This is a genomic window from Bacteroides faecichinchillae JCM 17102, from assembly GCF_000614145.1.
GTDB lineage: Bacteria > Bacteroidota > Bacteroidia > Bacteroidales > Bacteroidaceae > Bacteroides > Bacteroides faecichinchillae.
Window position 1 is genome coordinate 1 of the sequence record NZ_BAKK01000053.1, and the last position, 24,013, is coordinate 24,013.

Annotated in this window: 13 protein-coding genes and 3 pseudogenes; 14 read left to right on the forward strand and 2 right to left on the reverse strand. The window is 36.6% G+C overall.

What is annotated here, in order from left to right; genetic code table 11:
* The 5 genes and pseudogenes from JCM17102_RS30990 to JCM17102_RS32265 form a co-directional block, all read left to right on the forward strand.
* Nucleotides 1-885: RHS repeat-associated core domain-containing protein (locus JCM17102_RS30990; RefSeq protein WP_199901485.1), on the forward strand; the 885-nt coding region annotated here is incomplete at its 5' end.
* Entirely contained in the window at nucleotides 882-1,208 is a 327-nt protein-coding gene (locus tag JCM17102_RS18285; protein WP_025076205.1) for a DUF1493 family protein, read from the forward strand. The genes JCM17102_RS30990 and JCM17102_RS18285, both read left to right, overlap by 4 nt.
* Nucleotides 1,209-1,527: 319 nt before the next feature.
* A pseudogene (locus JCM17102_RS31955) lies at nucleotides 1,528-2,148 on the forward strand (RHS repeat-associated core domain-containing protein); the annotation flags it as partial.
* Nucleotides 2,149-2,767: 619 nt separating this feature from the next.
* On the forward strand, nucleotides 2,768-3,226 hold the full coding sequence (locus tag JCM17102_RS18295) for a hypothetical protein (RefSeq protein ID WP_025076207.1): 459 nt from the start codon (nucleotides 2,768-2,770) through the stop codon (nucleotides 3,224-3,226).
* A gap of 419 nt (nucleotides 3,227-3,645) precedes the next feature.
* Nucleotides 3,646-4,772: pseudogene (locus JCM17102_RS32265) on the forward strand (RHS repeat-associated core domain-containing protein); the annotation flags it as partial.
* Between the two features lie 1,218 nt (nucleotides 4,773-5,990).
* Here JCM17102_RS32265 and JCM17102_RS32575 read toward each other — a convergent pair.
* Nucleotides 5,991-6,092, reverse strand: a pseudogene (locus tag JCM17102_RS32575) (ISAon1 family transposase); the annotation flags it as partial.
* A gap of 390 nt (nucleotides 6,093-6,482) precedes the next feature.
* Between JCM17102_RS32575 and JCM17102_RS18315 the strand changes: the two are divergent.
* The 5 genes from JCM17102_RS18315 (at nucleotide 6,483) to lgt (ending at nucleotide 13,798) form a co-directional block, all read left to right on the forward strand.
* The gene (locus tag JCM17102_RS18315) at nucleotides 6,483-7,421 is read left to right on the forward strand and encodes a tyrosine-type recombinase/integrase (RefSeq protein WP_025076209.1); all 939 of its coding nucleotides are present in this window, start codon (nucleotides 6,483-6,485) and stop codon (nucleotides 7,419-7,421) included.
* A 386-nt stretch (nucleotides 7,422-7,807) separates the two neighbouring features.
* Nucleotides 7,808-10,408: a PL29 family lyase N-terminal domain-containing protein gene (locus JCM17102_RS18320; RefSeq protein ID WP_025076210.1), complete on the forward strand. Its 2,601-nt coding sequence runs from the start codon at nucleotides 7,808-7,810 to the stop codon at nucleotides 10,406-10,408.
* A gap of 428 nt (nucleotides 10,409-10,836) precedes the next feature.
* Entirely contained in the window at nucleotides 10,837-11,940 is a 1,104-nt protein-coding gene (ychF, locus tag JCM17102_RS18325) for a redox-regulated ATPase YchF (protein ID WP_025076211.1), read from the forward strand.
* Nucleotides 11,941-12,013: 73 nt separating this feature from the next.
* Complete coding sequence (locus tag JCM17102_RS18330) at nucleotides 12,014-12,925, forward strand: ketopantoate reductase family protein (RefSeq protein ID WP_025076212.1); 912 nt, start codon at nucleotides 12,014-12,016, stop codon at nucleotides 12,923-12,925.
* 27 nt (nucleotides 12,926-12,952) lie between these two features.
* Nucleotides 12,953-13,798 carry a prolipoprotein diacylglyceryl transferase gene (lgt, locus tag JCM17102_RS18335; protein ID WP_025076213.1) on the forward strand — a complete coding sequence of 282 codons (846 nt, stop codon included), beginning with the start codon at nucleotides 12,953-12,955 and terminating at the stop codon, nucleotides 13,796-13,798.
* A 67-nt stretch (nucleotides 13,799-13,865) separates the two neighbouring features.
* Here the strand turns inward: lgt and mutS are convergent, their stop codons facing one another.
* The gene (gene mutS / locus JCM17102_RS18340; RefSeq protein ID WP_033887084.1) at nucleotides 13,866-16,454 is read right to left on the reverse strand and encodes a DNA mismatch repair protein MutS; all 2,589 of its coding nucleotides are present in this window, start codon (nucleotides 16,452-16,454) and stop codon (nucleotides 13,866-13,868) included.
* A 1,292-nt stretch (nucleotides 16,455-17,746) separates the two neighbouring features.
* Here mutS and JCM17102_RS18345 point away from each other — a divergent pair.
* From JCM17102_RS18345 to JCM17102_RS18360, 4 genes are read left to right on the forward strand one after another with little or no spacing between them, the layout of a single operon-like run.
* Entirely contained in the window at nucleotides 17,747-21,064 is a 3,318-nt protein-coding gene (locus JCM17102_RS18345) for a SusC/RagA family TonB-linked outer membrane protein (protein WP_025076215.1), read from the forward strand.
* Between the two features lie 13 nt (nucleotides 21,065-21,077).
* Nucleotides 21,078-22,466, forward strand: a complete 1,389-nt coding sequence (locus JCM17102_RS18350) for a RagB/SusD family nutrient uptake outer membrane protein (protein WP_025076216.1) — start codon at nucleotides 21,078-21,080, stop codon at nucleotides 22,464-22,466.
* 27 nt (nucleotides 22,467-22,493) lie between these two features.
* Nucleotides 22,494-22,700, forward strand: coding sequence for a hypothetical protein (locus JCM17102_RS18355; protein ID WP_025076217.1), 207 nt, complete (start codon nucleotides 22,494-22,496; stop codon nucleotides 22,698-22,700).
* 11 nt (nucleotides 22,701-22,711) lie between these two features.
* A complete protein-coding gene (locus JCM17102_RS18360; RefSeq protein WP_025076218.1) occupies nucleotides 22,712-23,995 on the forward strand; it encodes a hypothetical protein in 1,284 nt (427 codons plus the stop codon).
* Nucleotides 23,996-24,013: the final 18 nt, after the last annotated feature.

The window sequence follows — 24,013 nt, forward strand, 5'->3', positions numbered from 1 at the left end:
GGGGTGTTCACCGGCTCGACGAATGTTCAGCCTTATAAGTATAATGGCAAAGAACTGGACAGGACCAATGGGCTGGATTGGTATGATTACGGAGCAAGGCAGTATGATGCGGTGATAGGGAGATGGCATGGGGTGGACCCGATGGCGGAAAAGTATTTCTCATTAAGTACATACAATTATTGCGGAAATAATCCTATATTATATATAGACCCTAATGGTTTATGGTTCCAAACTTCTTCAGGATGGTCTACTAATGATAAGAAAGATATATCAAGATTTCTAAATATGATTCAAATCGAAAATGATATGTACGGAACTGTTTCAAAAAATCAACTAAATAATTTTATTTATGAGGAATATAAAGGTACAGGAGGTAGATTGAGTGATGGAAGTATATTATTATCAGAAGTGAATGCTATTCTAAATAGACAGGGAGAATGGGATATTACCGAATCCCAAAAAATAAAAATGCTTCATGAAGTAAACCAATACAGTTCTTTTATACAAAATAATTATCATAGCAACCAACAAATAATGGGATTCAGTAATAATTGGAAGCATTTAATAGGTCCTTCTTTAATTCTTTTAGGACAGCCTATTCGAGCATTAAAACCTATTGGAGCATTAGGTTCAAAACCAGGTTCTTCGATAGCTTCCTATACATTGTCAAAAACTTTACCACAGCGCTTTACAAGTGTATTTGGGAAAAAAACAGGAACACAAATTGCAAAGAAAGTAGGTACCAATACTATTGGTCGAGCTATTGGTAGATTTGTACCTTATTTAGGATGGGGAATAACTATCACTACTACTTCGTTTAGTTTAGGGGAAAAATATGGACCAAGTACTTGGTATGGAAATAATGATTATAAATGGTTTGAATGAAAACAATAAATAAAAATGATATCTGCCAACAAATTATTGAATTTGTGGAAGAAGAACGATGGAATGGTCAATTTAGTCATGAAACAGACCTTGTAAAAGATTTAAAACTTAAAGGAGATGATGCCTATGAGTTTATTCTTTTATTTAGCAAAAAATTTAATGTTAATATATCCAAGTTTAATTTTGAAGAGTACTTTGATTCTGAAGGAGATCGGATATTGACAATAATATTAGACTTACTTCTAAAGCGAAAGAAAAAAATAAAGAAAAAAATAACGATTGGAGACTTAGAACGAGGAGGTAAAGAAGGAAAGTTAATTTAAGGTCTATTCTGATATTAACTGCTTTTATAAATAGATAATTAATATCAGAATAATGTCAACAATAGATAGTTAATACTTTTCTATAAAACCATAATACAAATGCTGTTTTTTAGTAAATATTATGCTTAATATTGAAAAGAACGATAAAAGTAGATAATACTACAGCTGGTCAGTTTTATTGAAAATAATAGAAATCTAACTATACTTCTCTCGGTGATTTTTTGTGTTTTATGCAAAATAAAAAAGTAAGCATCTTTGTGGTGACGAAACCATATAAAAGATGCTTACTTTAAATTTTTCCGAAGACGAAACTCAATTGGACAGTGCCAATGCGGATACGGAGTATACGTACGATGAGAATGGCAACCTGACTAAAGATTTAAACAAGAAAATTACGGGAATTCAATTAAATTGTCTAGATTTGCCTGAGAAGGTACAGTTTGAAAGTGGAAAAAGTATTTCGTACTTGTATGCAGCAGACGGAACAAAGATACGGACTACGCGCGTCACAGGCAGCACTACCCTCACCACCGATTACTGCAACAACGCGATCTATGAAAATGGAGTGCTGACCAAGGTGCTGACAGCAGACGGTTATCTGACTCCGGCGGATGCCAAACTCCACTATTTTATACAGGATCATCAGGGCAACAACCGGGTGGTAGTGGATAAAACCGGAAAGGTGGAAGAAGTCAATCATTACTATCCTTTCGGAGGGGTGTTCACCGGCTCGACGAATGTTCAGCCTTATAAGTATAACGGCAAGGAACTGGACAGGACCAATGGGCTGGATTGGTATGATTACGGAGCAAGGCAGTATGATGCGGCGATAGGGAGATGGCACGTGATGGATCCGATGAGTGAGAAATATTATTGCCGAAGCCCATATAATTACTGTAATAATGAACCTATTGGTCGAATTGATCCGAATGGAAAAGATTATTGGAGTACAAGTGACAGAGACCAGATTTTTGCTTTTATTAATGCTGTGGCTACTGGAAGTAAACAATTTGATTTTAGTAACTGGAAACATGCTACAGATGTAGATTTCATAGACGACTTAGTTTATAATGATGAAACGAAAAAGTTCTATAGCAGTTATGGAGAAATTGTAAATGGAGAAATCAATATAATAGGAGTCAGTTTTGATGCTAATATAAAACCTGTTACATTTTCAGGTATAGGATATAAAGGAGCATTCGTTTATGAACCTTTAGATGGTTTTATATTAAAAGCAAATCATTTCTTGGAAGGAACTAAATATTTTGATGGTATTTTTACTTGGAATGTAAACTTACAAGGAAGAATTACCGGAATAGCTCCTAAAATAGGTTTTCCACCACTGCCTGGAAAAGGATTTAGAGGGGGAAAAGTTAAAATGGGCCATCCTAAAGGGAAAATGCCTGGTGATCATACAAGACAAAATAAACAAGTTAAAACTTTGGCTAAAAAATATGGATTAGAAGATGACCAAGTTAAAATTTTGCACAGAGAAATCGGAGGTCAAGGCTATGGTTATCACGAAATAGAAGAATTAATAATTGAATTATTTAAATAGTATGGATTTTATTACAGAATTAAAAAAAAATATAGGTTGCAACATCGTATATAGCAGTTCTGGTGGAGGCAATTGTTCTATCATTCTCATGACGTTTGACAATGGAAATAGTGTGATGACATACTGCTATTGGGAAGTTCAGAAAAATGGAAAATTAATAGCAACCGCAGAAGATGATGTTACAGCTGTTACCGGTTTAGTAGCACAAACCATTCGACTTTTTGAGAATAAAAAAGTGTCAAACATTGAAATAGATGAATTTCTTAATTTATTTATAGAAGTAGATGACGGACTAACGTTACTTGTTTTTCGCGATGAATATAAAGACCAAGAAAAAACTGGCGATTATGAAGATTGGACATATTCAATTCCAAGTGAAGACTTAGTACTTTATGTAATGGAAGATTCAACAATTAAAGCTGGAAAATGTCATAGTTGGTCAAATTCGTTAGAATTATAGAAATAAATAAAACATAAGAGATGCTTTTATGTTTTATTAAAAATTTACTATAATATTACCCTGATATAAGTTGACTAGAAAATTAATCAATCTATGTCAGGGTATTTATTTCACATATATATTTGATCTGACTATAATTTTTAAATTGTATGAGGGTGTCCGAAAAGTCAGTTCCTTACTTTTTTAACTTACAATTTGTAAGTCGACAAAGAAGTATCATTCAATAAACTTGAAATTATTACCTCTTTTATCAGGGAATAATGGCAATTTCATTCTTTTACTTTTAAATTGTAAGTAACAGTAAGGGGCTATCCGACTTTTTGGACAGCCCCATTTTCTAAGATGGAGATATTTATAATAAACTAAGATGGAAAACAACTAATCATCCGCAAAAACCACTGAGCTATATCAATACCGTTTACAACTTTAAAGGAAATGTATTACAATGTCAGGTATTTTACACAGACGTACATTATACCGATGGAACGGCAACACCCTGTTACAATGGAAATATCAGCAGTATGAAGTGGAAAGCTGGAACCGAGACAATTTTCCGAGGTTATAAGTTCACGTATGACGGACTTTCCCGGTTGAAGAACGCCGTCTATGGAGAAGGAGCGACCCTTGTATCCAACCTGAACCGCTTCAACGAGCAAGTGACCGGTTATGACAAGCAGGGAAACATCCTGGGATTGTCCAGATACGGACTACGCGCGTCACAGGCAGCACTACCCTCACCACCGATTACTGCAACAACGCGATCTATGAAAATGGAGTATTGACCAAGGTGCTGACAGCAGACGGCTATCTGACTCCGGCGGATGCCAAACTCCACTATTTTATGCAGGATCATCAGGGAAACAACAGGGTGGTAGTGGATAAAACAGGAAAGGTGGAAGAGGTCAATCATTACTATCCATTCGGAGGAGTCTTCACCAGATCGACCAATGTTCAGCCTTATAAGTATAATGGCAAGGAACTGGACAGGACCAATGGGCTGGATTGGTATGATTACGGAGCAAGGCAGTATGATGCGGTGATAGGGAGATGGCATGGGGTAGACCCGTCAGGAGAAAAATATGCCAATTGAAGCTTGTATACTTACTGTAAAAATAACCCGATAATAAGAATTGATCCGAATGGGAAAGATGATTATGTAGTAAACAGAAATGGATATATTTATCTGATGCGAAAAACGAATAGCGCAGTAGACGTTTTGTATGCAAGCGGAATTAACGGTCCAAAAGCCACACAACTAGATCCGAGCTGGAAAAGTATCCAAGTGTCTGATAAATCTGTATTGGACGGATTCGTTAAGTCTCAAACTGGTCGAACTCTCTGGGACCGAATGGAATTTTCTTCAACCCATTCCATTTCTGATGCTGCCAATATTTTTTTATTTGCAACAGATAATACAAATGTTGAATGGACTTTAAAAGGTGGTTATATAAATGATAAAGAAACCTATATATTAGGAACAAATAATAACGAAAACTCTGTTACAAATATATATGGGCTAACTAATGTGGATAAGGCAATATATCCGGACTGTAGGAAAACGCTAAAAGTTTATCAATTTGATGCGTGGAAAGCCCATGTGTGTCTTATATGGCCTAAAAGTCTTCTTTCCGGATTCTGGTTTTATGTAGGCAGAGATGATAATGATGGTCAATTCATTTTACCGACAAACGCATTAAAATATAAAGACAAATACATCCTTTTCTATTCACAAGGGAAGAAAGCGATGGACGAAAAGAAAATATGTGAAATATTAGGCATTAAATCAGAACGTGATCTGCCGGAATATGAGGGGGAAGATACACGGGTATGGGTATATATGAAAGACAAGCGGTCAAACAAATCCACTTTTAAACAAATTGATAATAAGGTTAAGGACTATAAATACCCACAACTAAGATATTTTTATGGAGGAGAGCAGGACTCGGCCGTAATAGATATGGTATCAGACTTTTTTTATGTTCATGGAGATAGTGGGAAAATTGAAAGATTCTCTTCTCCGGATATGATATCAATTGACATATCAATATTCAATAAATCAGACTCTGCGCTTCTGGTGGGATTAGACCCGGATTTATACGGTAGCTTTATAATGAAAAATGGGAAACACTCCATGCCTTTGCATCCAAAGAATATAAATATACGGGTATATGACAGCTTTCATAAGATCTCTTCCGGATTATATTCAATTGATCCGCATGGAGAAATGGCCTTTGGCTTATCTACCGCAAAAGGACCTATTATTTTAGAAAACACACCTCCGCAAAAATATGCGCACAAATTATATGACTTGTTCTATGATTCTATCTTTTATGTTCCGAAACATCCTGTTCAAATACCCGATACGGTCCGAGGAATCCTATGGAATAAAGAGTTTAAAGTTTATACCCCCACTATTCTTGGCCGATATAATTTTTGGGTAAATGATAGTATATATAACATATACTCTGATAGGGAAACAGATAAATACGGAAGAGGAAAATGAAAATATAGCAATTTATTTGAAGAATAGTTGATCTTATACATATTGATGGGAAAAGACTGATTATAACAATAGAAAACCAGCATCTTTAGATGTTCTTTTTGGTCCTTTTTACTTGATTTTGTAACGAGTGTAAACTGAAAAAGACATCATAAATAGTTCTCAAATTCCATCTGAATAAATTTCAAACAGCTTCTAATATGAATATACAAAACTTTTTATCAAACTCAACAGGAAAAAGAGTTACTTAGGGGCAGTAGAAATTTAGTGGGGATAGGCATACAGTTTTGCAATCCTGAAAAGGAAGAACTTTTTATCCACAACACCATGCAGATTTGCCCTGAATAGTTTAGAAGCTGTTTCGAATTATAAAATCTTACCTACATAACTCTTTATACAGGTACATTATTTACCTGTAATAGGCTGATTACGTTATATTGGCAAAATCAACACATCTAAACAATCTGCTTTAATGAACCGGATCTGATATTACTTTTTACTGAAATCCCCATAAATAGGGCATCTTTTGTATATAATTAATTGATAATATTCATGAAAAAGTACTGTAGCAAATAAACAAATTACGGAAAATTTTAGTAATTGGAAGCGGCAATAGTGCCAAATAATGGGAAATAATCCCTTGGCATGATATCATTCAGGTGTAATTTTATTCAAGTTTTTCTGAATGCAAATCGGAAAACAAAGTATTGTGATATCGTGGCAGTTAGGGGAATTATTAAAATCAAAAGGAAGAAAATGGGGAATTTGATTTCATTTATGCAGAAAGTAGCTAATGAGCTACAAGCGAGTGGTAATTATGGTACTGCACATGTGTATAAGAGTAGTTTGAATGCACTTGTTGCATTTCATGGAAATGGCCACCTTCCATTTCGTAAAGTTACTCCTGAGTTTATAAAAAGTTTTGAAACACATCTACGGAGGAAAGGATGTAGTTGGAATACAGTCTCGACTTATCTGCGAACCTTGAGAGCGGTTTATAATAGGGCGATAAGGTGTCACATGGCAAACTATGTACCGCATTTATTCAAATATGTCTATACCGGGACACGAGCTGATCGAAAACGAGCATTGGACAATGGTGAGATGGCACAGCTATTAGATAATTCACCATCGGGTCTTACTACTCCTCCTTATCTGAAAAAGACGCACGCCTTATTTGTACTAATGTTTATGCTCAGAGGATTACCATTCGTCGATTTGGCTTATCTGAAAAAAAGTGATTTGAAGGAAAACGTGCTCACCTACCGTCGTCGGAAAACCGGACGACAGTTAAGTGTTACATTAACGCCGGAAGCAATGATATTGGTAAGAAGGTATATGAATACTGATCCAAGTTCTCCTTATCTGTTTTCCTTAATAACTGCTGATGAAGGTACCGAAGTGGCTTATCGAGAATATCAGCTAGCTTTGCGTAACTTCAATTATCAATTAACCCTACTTAAAAGGATTTTGGGATTTACTTCCAATTTAAGTTCCTATACAGCACGCCATACATGGGCTACGATGGCTTATTACAGCGAAGTGCATCCCGGCATTATCTCCGAAGCTATGGGACATTCATCTATTATGGTGACTGAGACTTATCTAAAACCTTTTAGAAATAAGAAAATAGATGAAGCCAATATTCAGGTGATTGCTTTTGCAAAACAATATATCAACCCTATAATTGCTTGAAATATAAAATGTTACTTAATAGGTAACGGGAATAAAACACGCTGCAAATATGGACATATTTCTGAAAACAAGCAAACAAATACCATATTATTTCTAATAAACTATTAAAAAAAAGAGTAAAATACACGAAACTACGGATTCTTTGTATTAACAGTCTATGAACCTTCTAATTTAAGCAAAGAATTCTTTTTCCCCTCATAGCATATCCTGGAATGAGGGAAATAATCTTTTTATATTTTTTGTCAGTAATCATCCGTCCAAACGCCTTGGAGGATGTCACAAGAGAAATTTGTCGTTACCTATTAAGTAACGGGAAAACTGCTAATAGCATTAGCAAATTAAAGGAATTTATTTTTTTAATTTATAAATTAAACGTTTTTTTGATTATGAACAAAAAGTATTTAAGCGTTATCCTATTTGGAGCCTTATTGACGGTTTCTATGGGGACTTTTACGTCTTGTAAAGACTATGATGACGACATCGATAGTCTGGATCAACGGATCACTTCCGTTGAAAAAAGTTTGGAGGACCTTAAAGCTCGGATTAATGCGGGTGCCGTTATTACAAATGTAACATCTACTGCTAATGGAGTTACTGTAACACTGAGTGACAACAAAACATTTGAGCTAAAGAACGGTACGAACGGAACTAATGGAACCGATGGTACGAACGGAACCAACGGTACAGTTGTTACTATCGGTGAGAATGGGAACTGGTTCTTTGACGGCAAAGACTCCGGTCTGCCTTCTCGTGGTATACAGGGTGAAGCAGGTAACGATGGTAATGATGGCAATGATGGTGTTTCTGCACCTACTATTTATTATTATCCGGGAACTGATGGCGCAGAAGCTGGTTTTTGGGTAAAAATGACCAAAGCTGTTGATGGAAAAGAAACGAAAGAAGTAACTACCATCCCTTGTATTCCTGAAGGAAAAGAAGCTGTTTCTGCCATTTGGGATACAGAAAATGGTTATCTTATTCTTAATAACGTAGATAAAAGTGAAGGTCCTGTTAAGATTAAATTGACAGATACTCTTCGTTCATTGGCTTTTGTACCTGAAACGATTGACACGAAGCTAGGTATGGGAGTTATTGACTTCTATTCTCTTCTGGTATATAATAATACAAGTAAGAAGAATGAATTTTTGGTATCAAACAATCCTCTTGTTACTTATCGCTTGAATCCTCAAAACGCAGATGTGAAAAACGTAGAATGGTCTTTCATTGATCGTGTTGTAGAAACTCGTGTAGCCGGCGACAATGAATCTTTGCTTAAGATTATGAATGCAAAAAAAGGTGAAGAGGGTGGCATGATTTTCCAACTGCAATCAACAAAGACTTTGGATTATCTAAAAACAAACCAAGAAGCTATTTTTGCTCTGAAAGCAACTAATAAAGAAGATGCTACTGAAATTGTATCAGACTATGCAGTAGTCAAAGCTTCTGAACTAAAAGAATATGGTATTGCTAAGATCAAAGATGGAAAAGCAACAACTACACCAGTATCTTACTATCCCACTACAGTACCTGCACTTAATGTTCCAGCTGACGTAGAATTTATCTATACAGGTGAATTAAATCTAAGTAAGATTACAGAAGCATGGGCTAAAGAAATTGAAAAATCTCTGGCTTCTATTGGTGTGGAAAACATTACTTATGAATATGCTAAACCAGAAAAATATCTGGGAAGTGATGGAAAGACTAATCAACAACAGTTTGTAACAGCCCCTGATAAGAACGGTGTTGTTGTCGTTGATAAAGCATGGTTAGCTCAAGGTACTGCTTCTGTTGGTCGTACTCCGATCTTTACTGTGACAGCAAAAGTGAATGGCACTGTTGTTGCAAGTGGTTATGTTAAAGCAGAAATAACAGCTGTTGAATCTGTAGAAAAAGGTGACTTGCCTATTGCTGTTGCATTAGGAAATATTGAATATTCTTCTATCGCCACTCCTTATAATAAATACGAATTATCATGGGATAGAGCCAATGCTGAAATTTATGACGTATTGGGTATGACTAAGGAAACATTCCAGCAGAACTATTATGAAACTTATAATGTAACTCAAGAGACAGGTGTAACTGCTAGCGGCTGGACCTATGCATCCAATTCTACTACCGAAACTGCTATGGCATGGATTGAAATGACTCCTAAAGTGCTTCTCGGTGAAGGAACGGCAAAAGTTACATACACTGCGAAAAATAACTTCGTGAATAAGAATGTAGTTATTACATTTACTTACAACGTAGTTCATACAAAAGCATTCCCTGAACTGAATCCTGATTATCTGATTGGTACTAACATTGTTCAGGTTAAGGGTAAGATGGTAGGCAACTCATGGAAACTTGTAAGTGAAATGAAGGAACAGTTCAAGAATTACATGAGCGGTTATCAATTGCCGGGCAACCACACTAAACTTTACTTCCGCTTGAAAGGTACAAATCAGACTGGTGCTTCAATCTCCGGTACAGATTATAAAGATCAGGAGATTAAATTGACTACTCCGTTTGCTAAGAATGAAACTTCTCGTGACTACAATATTGAAATGGTAGCTGACTTATCTAATGGTAAGGAATGCGTTAAAGAATACGTAGTTCGTTTCGTTCGTCCGTTCAACGCTACAGTTGATGCTATGACCCTGAAAACTTATATGGCTAACCATGACTCCAAAGATCTTGCAAGTCTGGTAGTTATTAAAGATAGAGACGGTAAGACAGTTTATGAAAAGGGTGCTTATACCACATATGGAAAAGACACTTATAAACTTGACCAAGCTAATATCACCTTTGGTTATGGATTAAAAGCCGATGCTTCTTTCGGTGATAAGCTGACAATCGCTGGTTCTACAATCGATTGGTATAATGGCGGTAATGATTTACAGCTAAATAAGTCTGCTAAATCTGTAGTAACTATTACTATCCCTGAAATAGCAACTATTGAAGCTGAAGGTAATATTACTGTTTTGTCTACTGAAAATAGTAAGAACTGACACAAAATCGGTAGAAATACTGATCTGTGATAGGAAAAACGAAGGGTATTAGCAAGAACAATACCCTTCCTAATTAAACTTCAAAGAGTATAAGTCTGTTCTTGCGAAAGCCCAGACTTTATAACTTACTCTTTACCGAGGATACTCTTGTTCCCCATGAGTATCCTCTTTTTTTATACCATACCAACAACTATTTAATCCTAGATAAAATAATCTTTAGATACTCTACTGCAATAATTCGGAAATCACACTACGATTCTTTACTACTTCAAAATGGTTTTCTAATAAACAAATTTATTTTGTGCAATAAAATTAGAGTAAATTCGGTTCGTAAGCATTATCTTTGTGCAATTATACAAGTTATTAAGAATAATAGATCTCAACTAAGCATACAATTAGTTGATTATAATTAATAGATTTAGATTAATATGGCATTGCAATGTGGTATTGTCGGACTACCGAACGTAGGTAAATCGACACTTTTCAACTGTTTGTCGAATGCAAAAGCACAGGCGGCAAATTTTCCTTTCTGTACAATCGAACCGAATGTAGGTGTAATCACTGTTCCCGATGAGCGTTTAAATGCGCTAGCAGAACTGGTTCACCCTCAACGAATCGTTCCTACTACAGTAGAAATCGTAGACATTGCCGGGTTGGTGAAAGGTGCAAGCAAAGGCGAAGGATTGGGAAATAAGTTCCTTGCTAATATCCGCGAGACAGACGCCATCATTCATGTGCTCCGCTGTTTTGATGACGACAATGTGACACACGTAGACGGAAGTATTAATCCAATCCGCGACAAAGAAATCATCGACTATGAACTTCAGCTAAAGGATCTGGAAACAATCGAAAGCCGCATCCAAAAAGTACAGAAACAAGCACAGACCGGTGGTGATAAAGCTGCCAAGCAAGCTTACGATGTTCTTGTTCAATACAAAGAGGCTCTCGAACAAGGTAAGTCTGCACGTACTGTAACCTTTGAAACTAAAGATGAACAGAAGATTGCACACGAACTGTTTCTACTGACTAGCAAACCTGTAATGTATGTATGTAATGTAGACGAAGCCAGTGCAGTGAATGGCAACAAATATGTAGATATGGTACGTGAAGCAGTGAAAGATGAGAATGCTGAAATTCTGATTGTAGCTGCCAAAACAGAAGCGGACATTGCCGAGCTTGAAACATATGAAGACCGCCAGATGTTCCTTGCCGAAGTAGGACTCGAAGAATCGGGCGTAGCACGCCTTATCAAATCAGCCTACAAACTGCTAAACCTCGAAACTTACTTTACAGCAGGAGTACAAGAAGTACGTGCATGGACTTACGAGAAAGGATGGAAAGCTCCACAATGTGCCGGAGTCATTCATACAGATTTTGAAAAAGGATTTATCCGTGCAGAAGTAATCAAATACGAAGATTTTATCAACTACGGATCGGAAGCAGCTGTGAAAGAAGCCGGAAAGCTGGGTATTGAAGGAAAGGAATATATCGTGCAAGATGGGGATATCATGCACTTCCGTTTCAACGTTTAACAACTTTAATGAGGAGTGGTGAACTTGGTTTATTCACAATTCATCATTCTTCATTTTTAATTTTTCATCTATCATGAAATATCTTATCGCAGGAACCGGTGGCGTCGGTGGCAGTATTGCAGGATTTCTATCACTCGCCGGAAAAGATGTTACTTGTATTGCTCGCGGAGCTCATCTGCAAGCCATACAAACAAACGGTCTGAAACTGAAATCAGACTTAAAAGGAGAACATACACTCGCCATACCGGCGACAACCGCAGAAGAATTTAATGAGAAAGTAGATGTCATCTTTGTTTGTGTCAAAGGCTATTCCATTGATTCCATTACTGAACTTATCAAAAGAGCCTCACATGAGAATACGGTTGTTATCCCTATTCTGAATGTCTATGGAACTGGTCCACGCATCCAGCGTCTCGTACCGGGTGTTACGGTACTTGATGGTTGCATCTACATTGTCGGCTTCGTTTCCGGTATAGGTGAAATCACTCAAATGGGAAAGATTTTCCGTTTGGTTTATGGAGCACATAAAGGTACTAAGGTTGCTCCAGGCATTCTGGAAGCGATACAGAAAGATCTCCAGGACAGTGGCATCAAGGCTGAGATTTCTCCGGATATCAACCAGGATACATTTATCAAATGGTCGTTTATCTCAGCAATGGCTGTTACAGGAGCCTATTATGATGTCCCTATGGGCGAAGTACAGAAGCCTGGAAAAGTGCGGGATACATTTATTGGACTCTCTAAGGAAAGTTCCGAATTGGGACGCAAACTAGGAGTTGAGTTTCCGGAAGATCCAATTAGTTATAACCTGAAAGTCATCGACAAGCTCGATCCTGAAAGTACCGCGTCCATGCAAAAGGACTTGGCGAAAGGACATGAATCCGAAATTCAAGGCTTGTTATTCGATATGATTGCAACTGCAGAAGAACAAGGAGTGGATATCCCTACTTACCGCATGGTTGCTGAGAAATTTACTAAACGTTAATTGTAAAACCGTAAACCAATATACAAAATGAATACCTTATTACTATCTATCAATTGGAATCCGAATCCCGAATTTTTCAACCTGTTCGGCATTTCTATCCGTTATTATGGAATCTTGTGGGCAATAGGAATCTTCTGCGCTTATTTCATTGTTCGTTACCAATATCGGGATAAAAAGATAGATGAGAAGAAATTCGATCCTCTCTTCTTCTATTGTTTTTTCGGTATTCTGATTGGTGCCCGTCTGGGACATTGTTTGTTCTATGATCCAAGTCATTATCTGACCAGTGGAAAAAGATTCATAGAAATGTTTATTCCAATCCGGTTCTTGCCGAGTGGAGGATGGAAATTTACAGGCTATGAAGGACTCGCCAGTCATGGTGGAACACTCGGTTTAATTATTGCACTCTGGTTATATTGCCGTAAAACGAAGATGCATTACATGGAAGTAGTGGACATGATTGCCGTTGCTACCCCACTCACTGCCTGCTGCATTCGTCTGGCAAACCTGATGAACTCTGAAATTATCGGTAAGCCGACAGATATGCCTTGGGCATTCGTTTTTGAACGAGTAGATATGCTTCCCCGTCATCCGGGACAACTCTATGAGGCTATTGCATACCTGATTCTATTCTTCATCATGATTTTCTTGTATAAAAAATACAATAGGAAATTACACCGAGGCTTCTTCTTCGGACTTTGTCTGGCTTATATCTTCACGTTCCGCTTCTTTATCGAATTCGTAAAAGAAAATCAGGAATCATTTGAAGACGATATGATGTTCAACATGGGACAATGGCTAAGCATTCCGTTCATTATTGTCGGAATTTATTTTATGTTCTTTTACGACCGCAAAAAAGTGTCGGAAAGATAAAGCATATATAAACATAGAAATCCGGAAGAGGAGAGAGGAGAATTAAACAATGAAAGGGATATACCCCTTATTTGCCTCTAATAATCCTCTTAATATCACTTAGCTTATTCAATGCCTCAATTGGAGTTAGATTATTTACATCCAGATTCAGAATTTCATCACGAATTTGGCAGAGTATCGGATCGTCCAATTGGAAAAAGCTCAATTGCATTCCTCCCCGGTTTTCACTAACTTCAGCCAATGGTTTACCACCAATTCCTTGTTGGCGATTATCCGATTCCAACTCTTTCAGAATCTCATTCGACCGCTTCACAATACTTTTTGGCATACCCGCCATTTTTGCTACATGAATACCAAAAGAGTGTTCACTGCCTCCTCGCTCCAACTTACGCAGGAAAATTACCTTATTATCCACCTCTTTGACAGACACATTATAATTTTTGATACGCTTGAAGGATTTCTCCATCTCATTCAATTCATGATAGTGCGTAGCAAACAAAGTCCGGGCTTTTGCCCTCGGATGTTCATGAATATATTCTACAATCGCCCAAGCAATAGAAATACCATCATACGTAGAAGTACCACGACCTAACTCATCAAAAAGAACTAAACTACGGGAAGATATATTGTTCAATATATCAGCTGCTTCGTTCATTTCCACCATAAAAGTAGACTCACCCACTGAAATATTGTCACTGGCTCCTACTCTGGTAAATATCTTGTCAACTAATCCGATCTGTGCACTTTCTGCCGGAACAAATGAACCGATTTGTGCCAACAATGTAATCAACGCCGTCTGTCGCAAGAGTGCTGATTTACCGGCCATGTTCGGACCTGTAATAATAATAATCTGTTGTGTACTATTATCCAACATCACATCGTTTGCAATATACTTTTCTCCGATCGGAAGCTGTTTTTCAATCACCGGATGGCGCCCCTGGCGGATATCCAGAACTTCATTATCTTCAATTACCGGACGGATGTAACGATTCTCACAAGCAACATTGGCAAATGACAACAAACAATCCAAACGGGCAATCTGATTTGCATTAATTTGTATCTGAGGGATAAATTCTGTCAATGCCTGTACTAAGTCTGTATAAAGTTGAGTTTCCAAAACTAGAATCTTATCTTCCGCTCCCAGTATCTTTTCTTCATATTCTTTCAGTTCCTGTGTAATATAACGTTCCGCATTGACCAAAGTCTGTTTACGAATCCATTCCTGAGGTACTTTCTCTTTATGTATATTACGGACTTCAATATAGTAGCCGAACACATTATTATAAGCCACTTTCAGACTAGGAATGCCGGTCAGTTCACTCTCCCGTTGCTGAATCTGCAACAGATAATCTTTTCCCGTAAACGAAATACGGCGCAAATCATCCAACTCTGCATTAACGCCATCCTTTATCACACCACCTTTATTGACCAGCAATGGCGGATCGTTTTTAATCTCTTTATCAATCCGGTCGCGAATAGATATACAAAGGTTCAACTGTTCACCAATACTATTCAGACTTGCATTATCTGCTTCCATACATGCCTGTTTAATAGGCTCGATGGCCTGCAATGCCACCTTCAACTGAACTACCTCACGAGGAGACACACGTCCTACAGCAACTTTCGAAATGATTCGTTCCAAATCGCCAATCAAATGTAATTGTTCCTCTATTAATTCCTTAAAATCAGGCTGTCGAAAAAAATACTCCACCACATTCAAGCGGTCATTAATCGGCTTTACATCTTTCAATGGGAATACCATCCAACGCTTCAACAAACGAGCTCCCATCGGACTGATAGTTTTATCGATCACATTTAACAAACTGCTCCCCCCATCATTCATACTGCCAATCAACTCAAGACTTCGGACAGTAAACTTATCCAGACGAACATATTTATCCTCTTCGATGCGGGAAAGCGCAGTGATATGACCGATTTGAGTATGCTGTGTCATCGTCAGGTATTGCAAGATAGCTCCTGAAGCAATAATACCATTCTTCAGATGTTCTACCCCGAATCCTTTCAGATTCTTCGTTTCAAAATGTTTCAATAACTTCTCACGGGCTGTGGTCTCTGTAAATACCCAGTCATCCAGTTCAAAGGTAAAGAACTTGTTACCAAAGTTACCTTCAAACATCAAACGTTTTCCTCGTTCGAAAAGCACCTCTTTGGGAGCGAAGTTATTTAGCAGTTTATCCACATAATCAAAAGGCCCCTCAGCCGTAAGAAATTCACCGGTAGATATGTCAAGGAAAGCCACTCCACAGGAAGCCTTTCCAAAATGAACGGCAGCCAAGAAATTGTTTTCTTTATAATTCAGTACATTATCATTGATAGAGACCCCAGGAGTAACCAACTCAGTAATACCACGTTTCACCAACTTCTTCGTCAGTTTCGGGTCCTCCAACTGGTCACAAATGGCAACACGCTTTCCGGCACGAATCAATTTCGGCAAATAAGTATCGAGCGCATGATGAGGGAAACCTGCCATTTCAATTGTCTTGCCTTTTCCGTTAGCACGTTTTGTCAGTGTTATTCCCAGAATCTCGGCTGCCACAATAGCATCCGTTGAATATGTTTCATAAAAGTCACCGCAACGAAACAGCATCACTGCATCCGGATGTTTAGCCTTCAAATCCAGAAACTGTTTCATCATAGGGGTAAGCACTATTTCTTCTTCGCTCACGGTTCTCTCCTTTTCTTCTTTTAAGGTAAATAATTCAGATATCGGAGCAAAGATAATTGTTTTCCAGCAGAGAATCAACGGAATCCTTCTTTTCAATATTCAAAATTTATGTTGAATTCTTTAATAAAAAGAGAGTTTTTTCTTAATAAGTAGGCGAAATATCTTAAAACGTGTTACAAAACATACTTTTTTATTTGGATAATTTGCTAATGTCATAAAAGTCCGTACCTTTGCAATGTGTTTTTCATAGTATTAGATTTAAGGTTAACAAAGGTTGGAGCAAGGCGTTGCTCCTTTTTTATGTCCATACGTTTCCTTCTATTCTTTCTATCAGTTATTATTATCTTCCTAAAGCATGTACAGGAACCTGATAAAAGAAGTACTAGAGTCAGTTGAAAGAAGTACTAGAGTTGCTTAAAAGAAATATAAGAGTCAACTGAATGTTGTACAACAAGGAAACAAGAGATGTACTTCATTTGAAGGAAAGATAGACTTGAAAAAACAACCACTCCTTTTTACTCACTTGATTGCTACTTTCCATAAAAACAATGAAGCAATATAAATAAATTGACTACTCTATCTGATTAAAACAATCGCTTTTTTATAAATTCCTAAGTATATACTTTTCCAATCTATGGGAAGTTTATTTCCAAACATTTCGATGTTTTTTTAAAACATAATGATGTTTAGAAACAAACTTCTCAATATTTTTAGGAAAATAATGCTTATCACCAAAAACGAAAACACTTTTTTCTCTGTCATGTTTTTCAGTACGTCGCTATCAATCAGCAAAATACAATGAAGGATCTTTATGACGATGAAGCACATCCTATATTTTCCATAAAAAATGTTTCTGTATGCTTATTCCTTTCGTCGTAGATCCTGAAAAAAGGATGACGCAATGCAACAGATTGTATATCATAAAGATACGCCAAAGCATGACGATGACTGAAAGTGAAATCACATTGATAAAATGAATCAAATCAGTATATTTCCGACTTATTCAATATTGTTACTTCACTACTACTTAATATGTTTTATCACATTTTTTATTAAATACATAAACACAACGTAAGCTTTATCAAATTCTATAAATTATATTAAATCCAAATATTCACCCATTCATTAATGATTTTTATAAAGAAGCAAAAGAGATAACACCTACAAAAACACACGATCTTATAATAAATATTAGCATTTTTCTTGTTTATGTTAGATAATAACAATATTTTTGTATTTACATAAATCTAATTTATATAATTATGAATAAAATTCCCATTTTTTTACTAGTGTTACTTTTTGCATTTCTTTTACCATTATTTGCAAATGCTCAAGCAACAGTGAAAGGTATTGTTACCGACGAAAGTGGAGAACCATTAGTTGGCGTATCTATTCGCTACAAAGAAGCTCCCCAAGTTGGTGTTACCACAGATATGGACGGTAAATTCTCCATTAAGGAAACAGAAGAAGGTAAAACTCTTGTTTTCTCCTACGTCGGTATGAAGAATATAGAACACCTGATAAAAGGGACAACAAACTTTATCAAAATTATAATGGAACCTGAAGCAAGTGAATTGGATCAGGTTGTTATCACCGGATACACCCAGACTACATTTAAGAAAATGACTGGTTCTGTCGGAGTGATAACCGCCGACCAGTTGAAAGACCAACCTCAACCGACTATAGATGCTCTCATGCAAGGTAAAATTGCAGGTGTGGCTGTATCTGCTATAAGCGGACAGCCGGGAAGCACTCAAAAGATTCGTATCAGAGGTACAAATACACTCACAGGAGACGGTGAACCGCTATGGGTAATAGATGGAGTACCTATGCAGGCAAATACCTCAGATATGCCCAGTAGTTCTGAAATAAAATCCGGTCAATTTGATGACTTGTTTATGAATGGTGTAGCCGGTATCAACCCAAGTGATATTGAGAGCATTACTATTCTGAAAGACGCCTCCGCAGCAGCTATTTACGGTTCGCGGGCGGCCGGTGGTGTAATTGTTGTTACTACCAAAAAAGGAAAAGCAGGAAAAGTCAAAATAAACTATTCGGGCAATGTGTCTGTTACAATGGCCCCCGAACGAAGTTTTTCTTTGATGAATGCACGAGAGAAATTGGCGTATGAGCAAGGATTATGGGATGAATTCTCAGCTCCAGATTTTGAAGCTGGTAAAACAGATTATCCAGTAGTTGGTTTGGTAGGTATTATTCGTGCTGGCAAAGGAAGATTTACCGGATGGACCAAAGATCAACAAGATGCTTACATCGATGAATTGAGTAAAACAAATATGGATTGGTATAATGAATTGTTCCATAATAGCACTTCCACTACTCATAATCTGTCAATTAATGGTGGTGGTGACAAATACACCTATTATACTTCGCTAGCATATACCAATAATACAGGTCTATTAAAGAATAACAGTTATGACCGTTATAATCTGACAACTAACCTATCAATGAATCCCAATGAGAAGGTAAAAATTGATTTCGGTGCAACTATGTCCTACCAATCTTCTAAGTCTCCAGCTTTAAACAGCTTCGATCCTTTTAAATATGCCTATTTCGCTAATCCATACGAAAGTCCATATAATGAAGATGGTAGTTATCGGGCAGACGAAACATATTATGCTTTGGGAGAATTTAACAACAATAAAACAAAAAAGAAGATAATTCCAGACTCTGGATTTAATGTACTTCGAGAAATGAACGAAACTTCTTCACGTACAAAAAATGTACAAACAATGGTTCGTGCAGGAATTGATTATACAATCATCAACGGTCTACGTTTTGTTGGACTAGCTTCATACACTTATTCAACTAATCGATTAAAAGAAATCTATGGTAAAAACACCAAATCTGCTTTAGACAATCGGCTTTCTGTAGACAATAACACTAATAAAGAATATGCTTCTATCCTGCAACGTAATGTAGACAATGATAGTTATATGGCTCGAGGACATTTTGCATATGATAGCTCTTTTGGCGACCATTCCATCTCCCTAATCGCAGGTGCAGAACTTCGCGGAAGTAAATCAAACGGTTTATACAGTAAACGGTACGGATATGATGATATTACGGGAAATGCAATTACTCCTCTGCCAGATGACCCAACAGGAGTAGGATATGAAAAGTTAAAAGCTTACTTGGCTGCTATCGACGCTTCCAATGGAGAAACATGGAGTGAGCAAAGGTTTGCCTCTTTCTATGCTTCCGCAGATTATTATTACAAAAGTAAATATGTAGTAAATGCTTCTTTCAGAACTGACGGAAGTTCTAATTTTGGTAGTGATAAACAGTTTAATCCAAACTGGGCAGCTGGTGCTGCATGGAATATTAGTGAAGAGGACTTTATGACTTCTTTCAAATCTGTATTAAACAGATTAACTCTTCGAGTAGCAACTGGATTCACAGGAAATATTAACCGTACCGTTAGTCCTCAAATGATAGTCAGTTATTATGATGACTACCGAAACGTCTCTAACAACATCTATCACATAGGAAAAGTAGTTAGTCCCCCTAACCCCAATTTACGTTGGGAAAAAACACAAGATATAAAAGTTGCCCTTGACTTCGGAATGTTCGACGAACGTCTGACAGGTATTATAGAAGGATATTATAGAAAAAGTAAAGACATTGTGACCAATGTACAGGTGCTAAGTACTACAGGATTTACCAAACAAAAATATAATTCTGCCGATATTGCAAATAAAGGAATAGAAGCCACATTGAATGGGACTCCTGTTAAAACCAAAGATTTCAGTCTGTCTCTTTCCGCCAATTTCGCTTACAATCAAAATAAAGTAGTAAAATATAAACCTGCATATAAATCTATGGCATTAAGTGACTTATGGGAAGGTTATCCTGTTAATGCTATCTATAGTGGTAAATACACTGGCATTGACCCAGAGACAGGACTTTACACCTATCAATTGCGACCTGATGCAGAAATACATACAGCTACTGATTTGAATAAGCCCGACAATTACCGATATTACTTAGGCACCAATGAAGCTCCTATAACAGGAGGTTTCAACGTAGCAGCCGAATATAAAGGTATCCGGTTAAGTATAAATGGAACTTTCGCTACAGGTGCTAAGGCATATGAATATATTCAGTCACCTGCTTCATATAGTAGCGTATATGATAGCGATAAACTTACTTACAATGAGCCTATACCAGTATTTCAAAATGATCTATTTGCGCAACATCTTAATGTTCCTAAAGCAGCGGCAGATCGTTGGACAAATAACAATACTGATGGTACATATCCACGTGTGTGGAATCCATTTGGAGTATCTTATGGATTCAGCTATTACAACCCAATGCATCCAGAAATTACACGAGGAGTTTATCTTGTCAATTTATCTTATGTCAGAATAAAGAATATAATTTTAGGATACACACTACCTAAAAAATTGATAAGTAAGTCCTTCCTCTCTAATGTAGATTTTTCTTTGTCACTGAATAACTTCTTCACGTTCACCAATTATTCAGGCATGGATCCTGAAACTCCAGGTGCTACTTATCCGATAAGTCGTTCTGTGATGTTTAGCGTAAATGTAGGATTTTAAAAAATAATAAGCAATGAAAAAAAAACTATTCATATTTATCTATTGTAGTTTAATCGCATTATTGACCTCTTGCAGCAACTACTTAGATGTACAGCCTAAAGGTCAGATTATTCCTAAAACAGCAGAAGACTTTTCCACTATTATCCATTATTGGCTAGATCAAATAGAAAAAGGAGCAGATGACGTCATAATCTCCAGTTCTGCAGAAAAAGTGACTTTAGAAACATTTGCAGAAGATTTGAATGCAACTCTAGCCAGCAATTACAGTTATACAAATATTTATGTAGGAAGTGCTATAAATAAAAATCAAAATTTTTATCAAACTCTTTATTCTGTTATTAAAGATTGTAATATGATAATAGGTAATATGGAAGACACTGAATCTGAATTAGCTAGAACATTACTAGGGACAGCTTGGAGCATCCGATCTATTTGCTATTATAATCTTATGCTACGCTATTGTGAGCCATATCGTCCAGAAACAGCAATTGAGACTTTAGGCCTACCATTAGTCAATGAGTTTAATATGGAAGACAAGCCTGCACGTGCTAACTTGAAAGAGACTGCGGAATTTATAGAGAAAGGACTTCAGAAAGCTATTTCTTACAACGTTGTTAATGAAGATTTCCTCTTTACTTCATCAGTAGCAAAAGCCTATCTGGCACGTTTACTCTTTTGGACACAAGATTGGAATAATGCTATCACTTATGCCAAAGAGGTATTAGAAAAATATCCTATGCTGGAAGCTAATGAATTTGTGGAAGCAATTAACCAGAAACAAAAGAAGACACACAATGTCATTATCCGTTCATTTACAGAAGATGACAATATAGGGGCGCTAAATTATAATACAGCTCAATCAGATATCAGAAAACGTCCAGTAGACAAAAATCTAATAGACTTATTTGCAATCACTCCTAATGATATACGTCAAACCTGTAGCTATGATTCAAAACGATTAGTAACAAAAGTTGTTACCAGCAAATTACGCAGTGAGGAGCTTTGTCTTATTATAGCTGAAGCTTATGCACATCTTCCCAATAAAGAGGCAGAAGCATTAAATTATTTAAATCTGTTACGTTCCAAACGAATTACTCAAGATTATACAGCTTACACCATGAATGATCTGCCCGAAGTCTTTCCACAACTGATAACAACTGATGCGACTGGTACTCCTTTAACTAAACTAATGTCTGCTATTCTTTGTGAGCGCCGGAAAGAGATGTTTGTAGAAGGTGATCGTTGGTTTGAACTAAAGCGTAACGGATGTCCCGAATTCTGGATTGCAGCTAATGGTAAGAAATTCATTACAGAAAAATATCTTTATTCTTATCCTATCCCCAAAACAGATATTAATTTATTTCCCGGATTAATCATCCAAAACCCAGGGTACGAAAAATAATTTACTCATTTATAAATATAGACGATTATGAAAAGAATTTTATATACATTCATTTTTATCATTACTTGTTCTTTTACCCTTTTTCTTTCTTGTGATAGTCCGGAAGAACTGACACCCAAAGTAGATGATAAAACAAATGACTATCTAATTCCTACTGGAAGTATTTTGAGTGCACAAGACCGCCAGGAAGTTGAAGCTTTGTGGGATGAATATAACAATGCCATTAACCAATAAAAGCGATAAAAATGAAAATAATATTTAGAACATTAAGTAACTTTCTACTAATAGCTATCTTAGCTATTTTAGTCGCATCTTGCAGTGATGAGGATTCGTCCACTGCGAAATTATCTTTTAGTCGTTCGATATACATACTGCCTTCTACTGGTAACTTGACGGTAGAACTAAAAGCAACACTCGCTCCTGAATCAGATTTAAAAGTTCCTATAAATATAGAAGGAACAGCAGTACTAGACGAGGATTACGAGATCTCTGCTAAAGAATTCATAATCAAAGCAGGAGAGACAAGCGCTACTCTGACTCTAACTCCCAAAAGTAATTTAACTGCTAATCGAGAAATTCGCCTTTCTATTAATCCGGTTACCGGATATGCACTGGGTGATAAGAAAGTAGCGATTATTCCTGTAGAAGTGAAAGAGCGGATTATGTATACTTTCAAACCTACGAAGTTTCGCTTATTAAGTGAAATCGACATATTTGTAGAGTTGAATGGCGAAAATAGTGGTACTAGTTTCAAAGCTCCTACGAACATTGTATTGCCTTTGGAAATAGACCCAGCCAGTACTGCCGAATTAGATGGTGACTTTGAATTGGAGAATGGAATAACATCCATTACTATTCCTGCGGGGTCTTCCTACACTCATTTTAAGATAAAAATAAAAGAAGATGCAGATGATTTTGTTGGAAAGACTGCAATTTTAAACTTAAAAGTACCTATTGATAACCCAGAACTTTACTATCCAGGGTCATTTGTATCATACAATATAAAATTAGATCAGTTAAGATTTACAGATATGCTAGGTAAATGGAAACCTGTAGAAATTAAAGATAAAGATAACTACATATATATCGACATACCTGAAGAAGACTGGGCAAACAGCCTGCCTGAACGCAACGGAACAAATGACTACTTAGAATTTGCGCAGGATGACGGAATAGATAAAATAATTCCTCACTTAACAGGTGATCTGAAAAACTTTTTCTGTAACCCTCAGGGGCACACTATCATATTCGATCATATAGAAAAAGGGCTTTATAATTGGGTAGCTGATCTAGAATATGATGTCCCTTATTTCATGATCTCACAAGTTAATAGTTGTTTTTCTAAAAGAAAAACTGTACTTGGTGATGTATTTATTGGATTAGATAAGATAGATGATAATAATATCGTTATTTATTTCCACGATTACATACCAACTGATTTCTTTAGTTCAACATTTGAAATGTTCGATTATGAATTTGATGCAGATTTCTTTGGTATCACTTATGCTTTCACTCGTGTAGAAGAATGAAAAACTAACAATTAAAAA

Bases quoted from the DNA above. Each gene is read 5' to 3' on its own strand.
- mutS (WP_033887084.1), bottom strand. From the start codon at position 16,454: ATGATGAAACAGTTTCTGGATTTGAAGGCTAAACATCCGGATGCAGTG.
- JCM17102_RS18315 (WP_025076209.1), top strand. From the start codon at position 6,483: ATGGGGAATTTGATTTCATTTATGCAGAAAGTAGCTAATGAGCTACAA.
- ychF (WP_025076211.1), top strand. From the start codon at position 10,837: ATGGCATTGCAATGTGGTATTGTCGGACTACCGAACGTAGGTAAATCG.
- JCM17102_RS18350 (WP_025076216.1), top strand. From the start codon at position 21,078: ATGAAAAAAAAACTATTCATATTTATCTATTGTAGTTTAATCGCATTA.
- JCM17102_RS18345 (WP_025076215.1), top strand. From the start codon at position 17,747: ATGAATAAAATTCCCATTTTTTTACTAGTGTTACTTTTTGCATTTCTT.
- JCM17102_RS18355 (WP_025076217.1), top strand. From the start codon at position 22,494: ATGAAAAGAATTTTATATACATTCATTTTTATCATTACTTGTTCTTTT.
- lgt (WP_025076213.1), top strand. From the start codon at position 12,953: ATGAATACCTTATTACTATCTATCAATTGGAATCCGAATCCCGAATTT.
- JCM17102_RS18360 (WP_025076218.1), top strand. From the start codon at position 22,712: ATGAAAATAATATTTAGAACATTAAGTAACTTTCTACTAATAGCTATC.
- JCM17102_RS18330 (WP_025076212.1), top strand. From the start codon at position 12,014: ATGAAATATCTTATCGCAGGAACCGGTGGCGTCGGTGGCAGTATTGCA.
- JCM17102_RS18285 (WP_025076205.1), top strand. From the start codon at position 882: ATGAAAACAATAAATAAAAATGATATCTGCCAACAAATTATTGAATTT.
- JCM17102_RS18295 (WP_025076207.1), top strand. From the start codon at position 2,768: ATGGATTTTATTACAGAATTAAAAAAAAATATAGGTTGCAACATCGTA.
- JCM17102_RS18320 (WP_025076210.1), top strand. From the start codon at position 7,808: ATGAACAAAAAGTATTTAAGCGTTATCCTATTTGGAGCCTTATTGACG.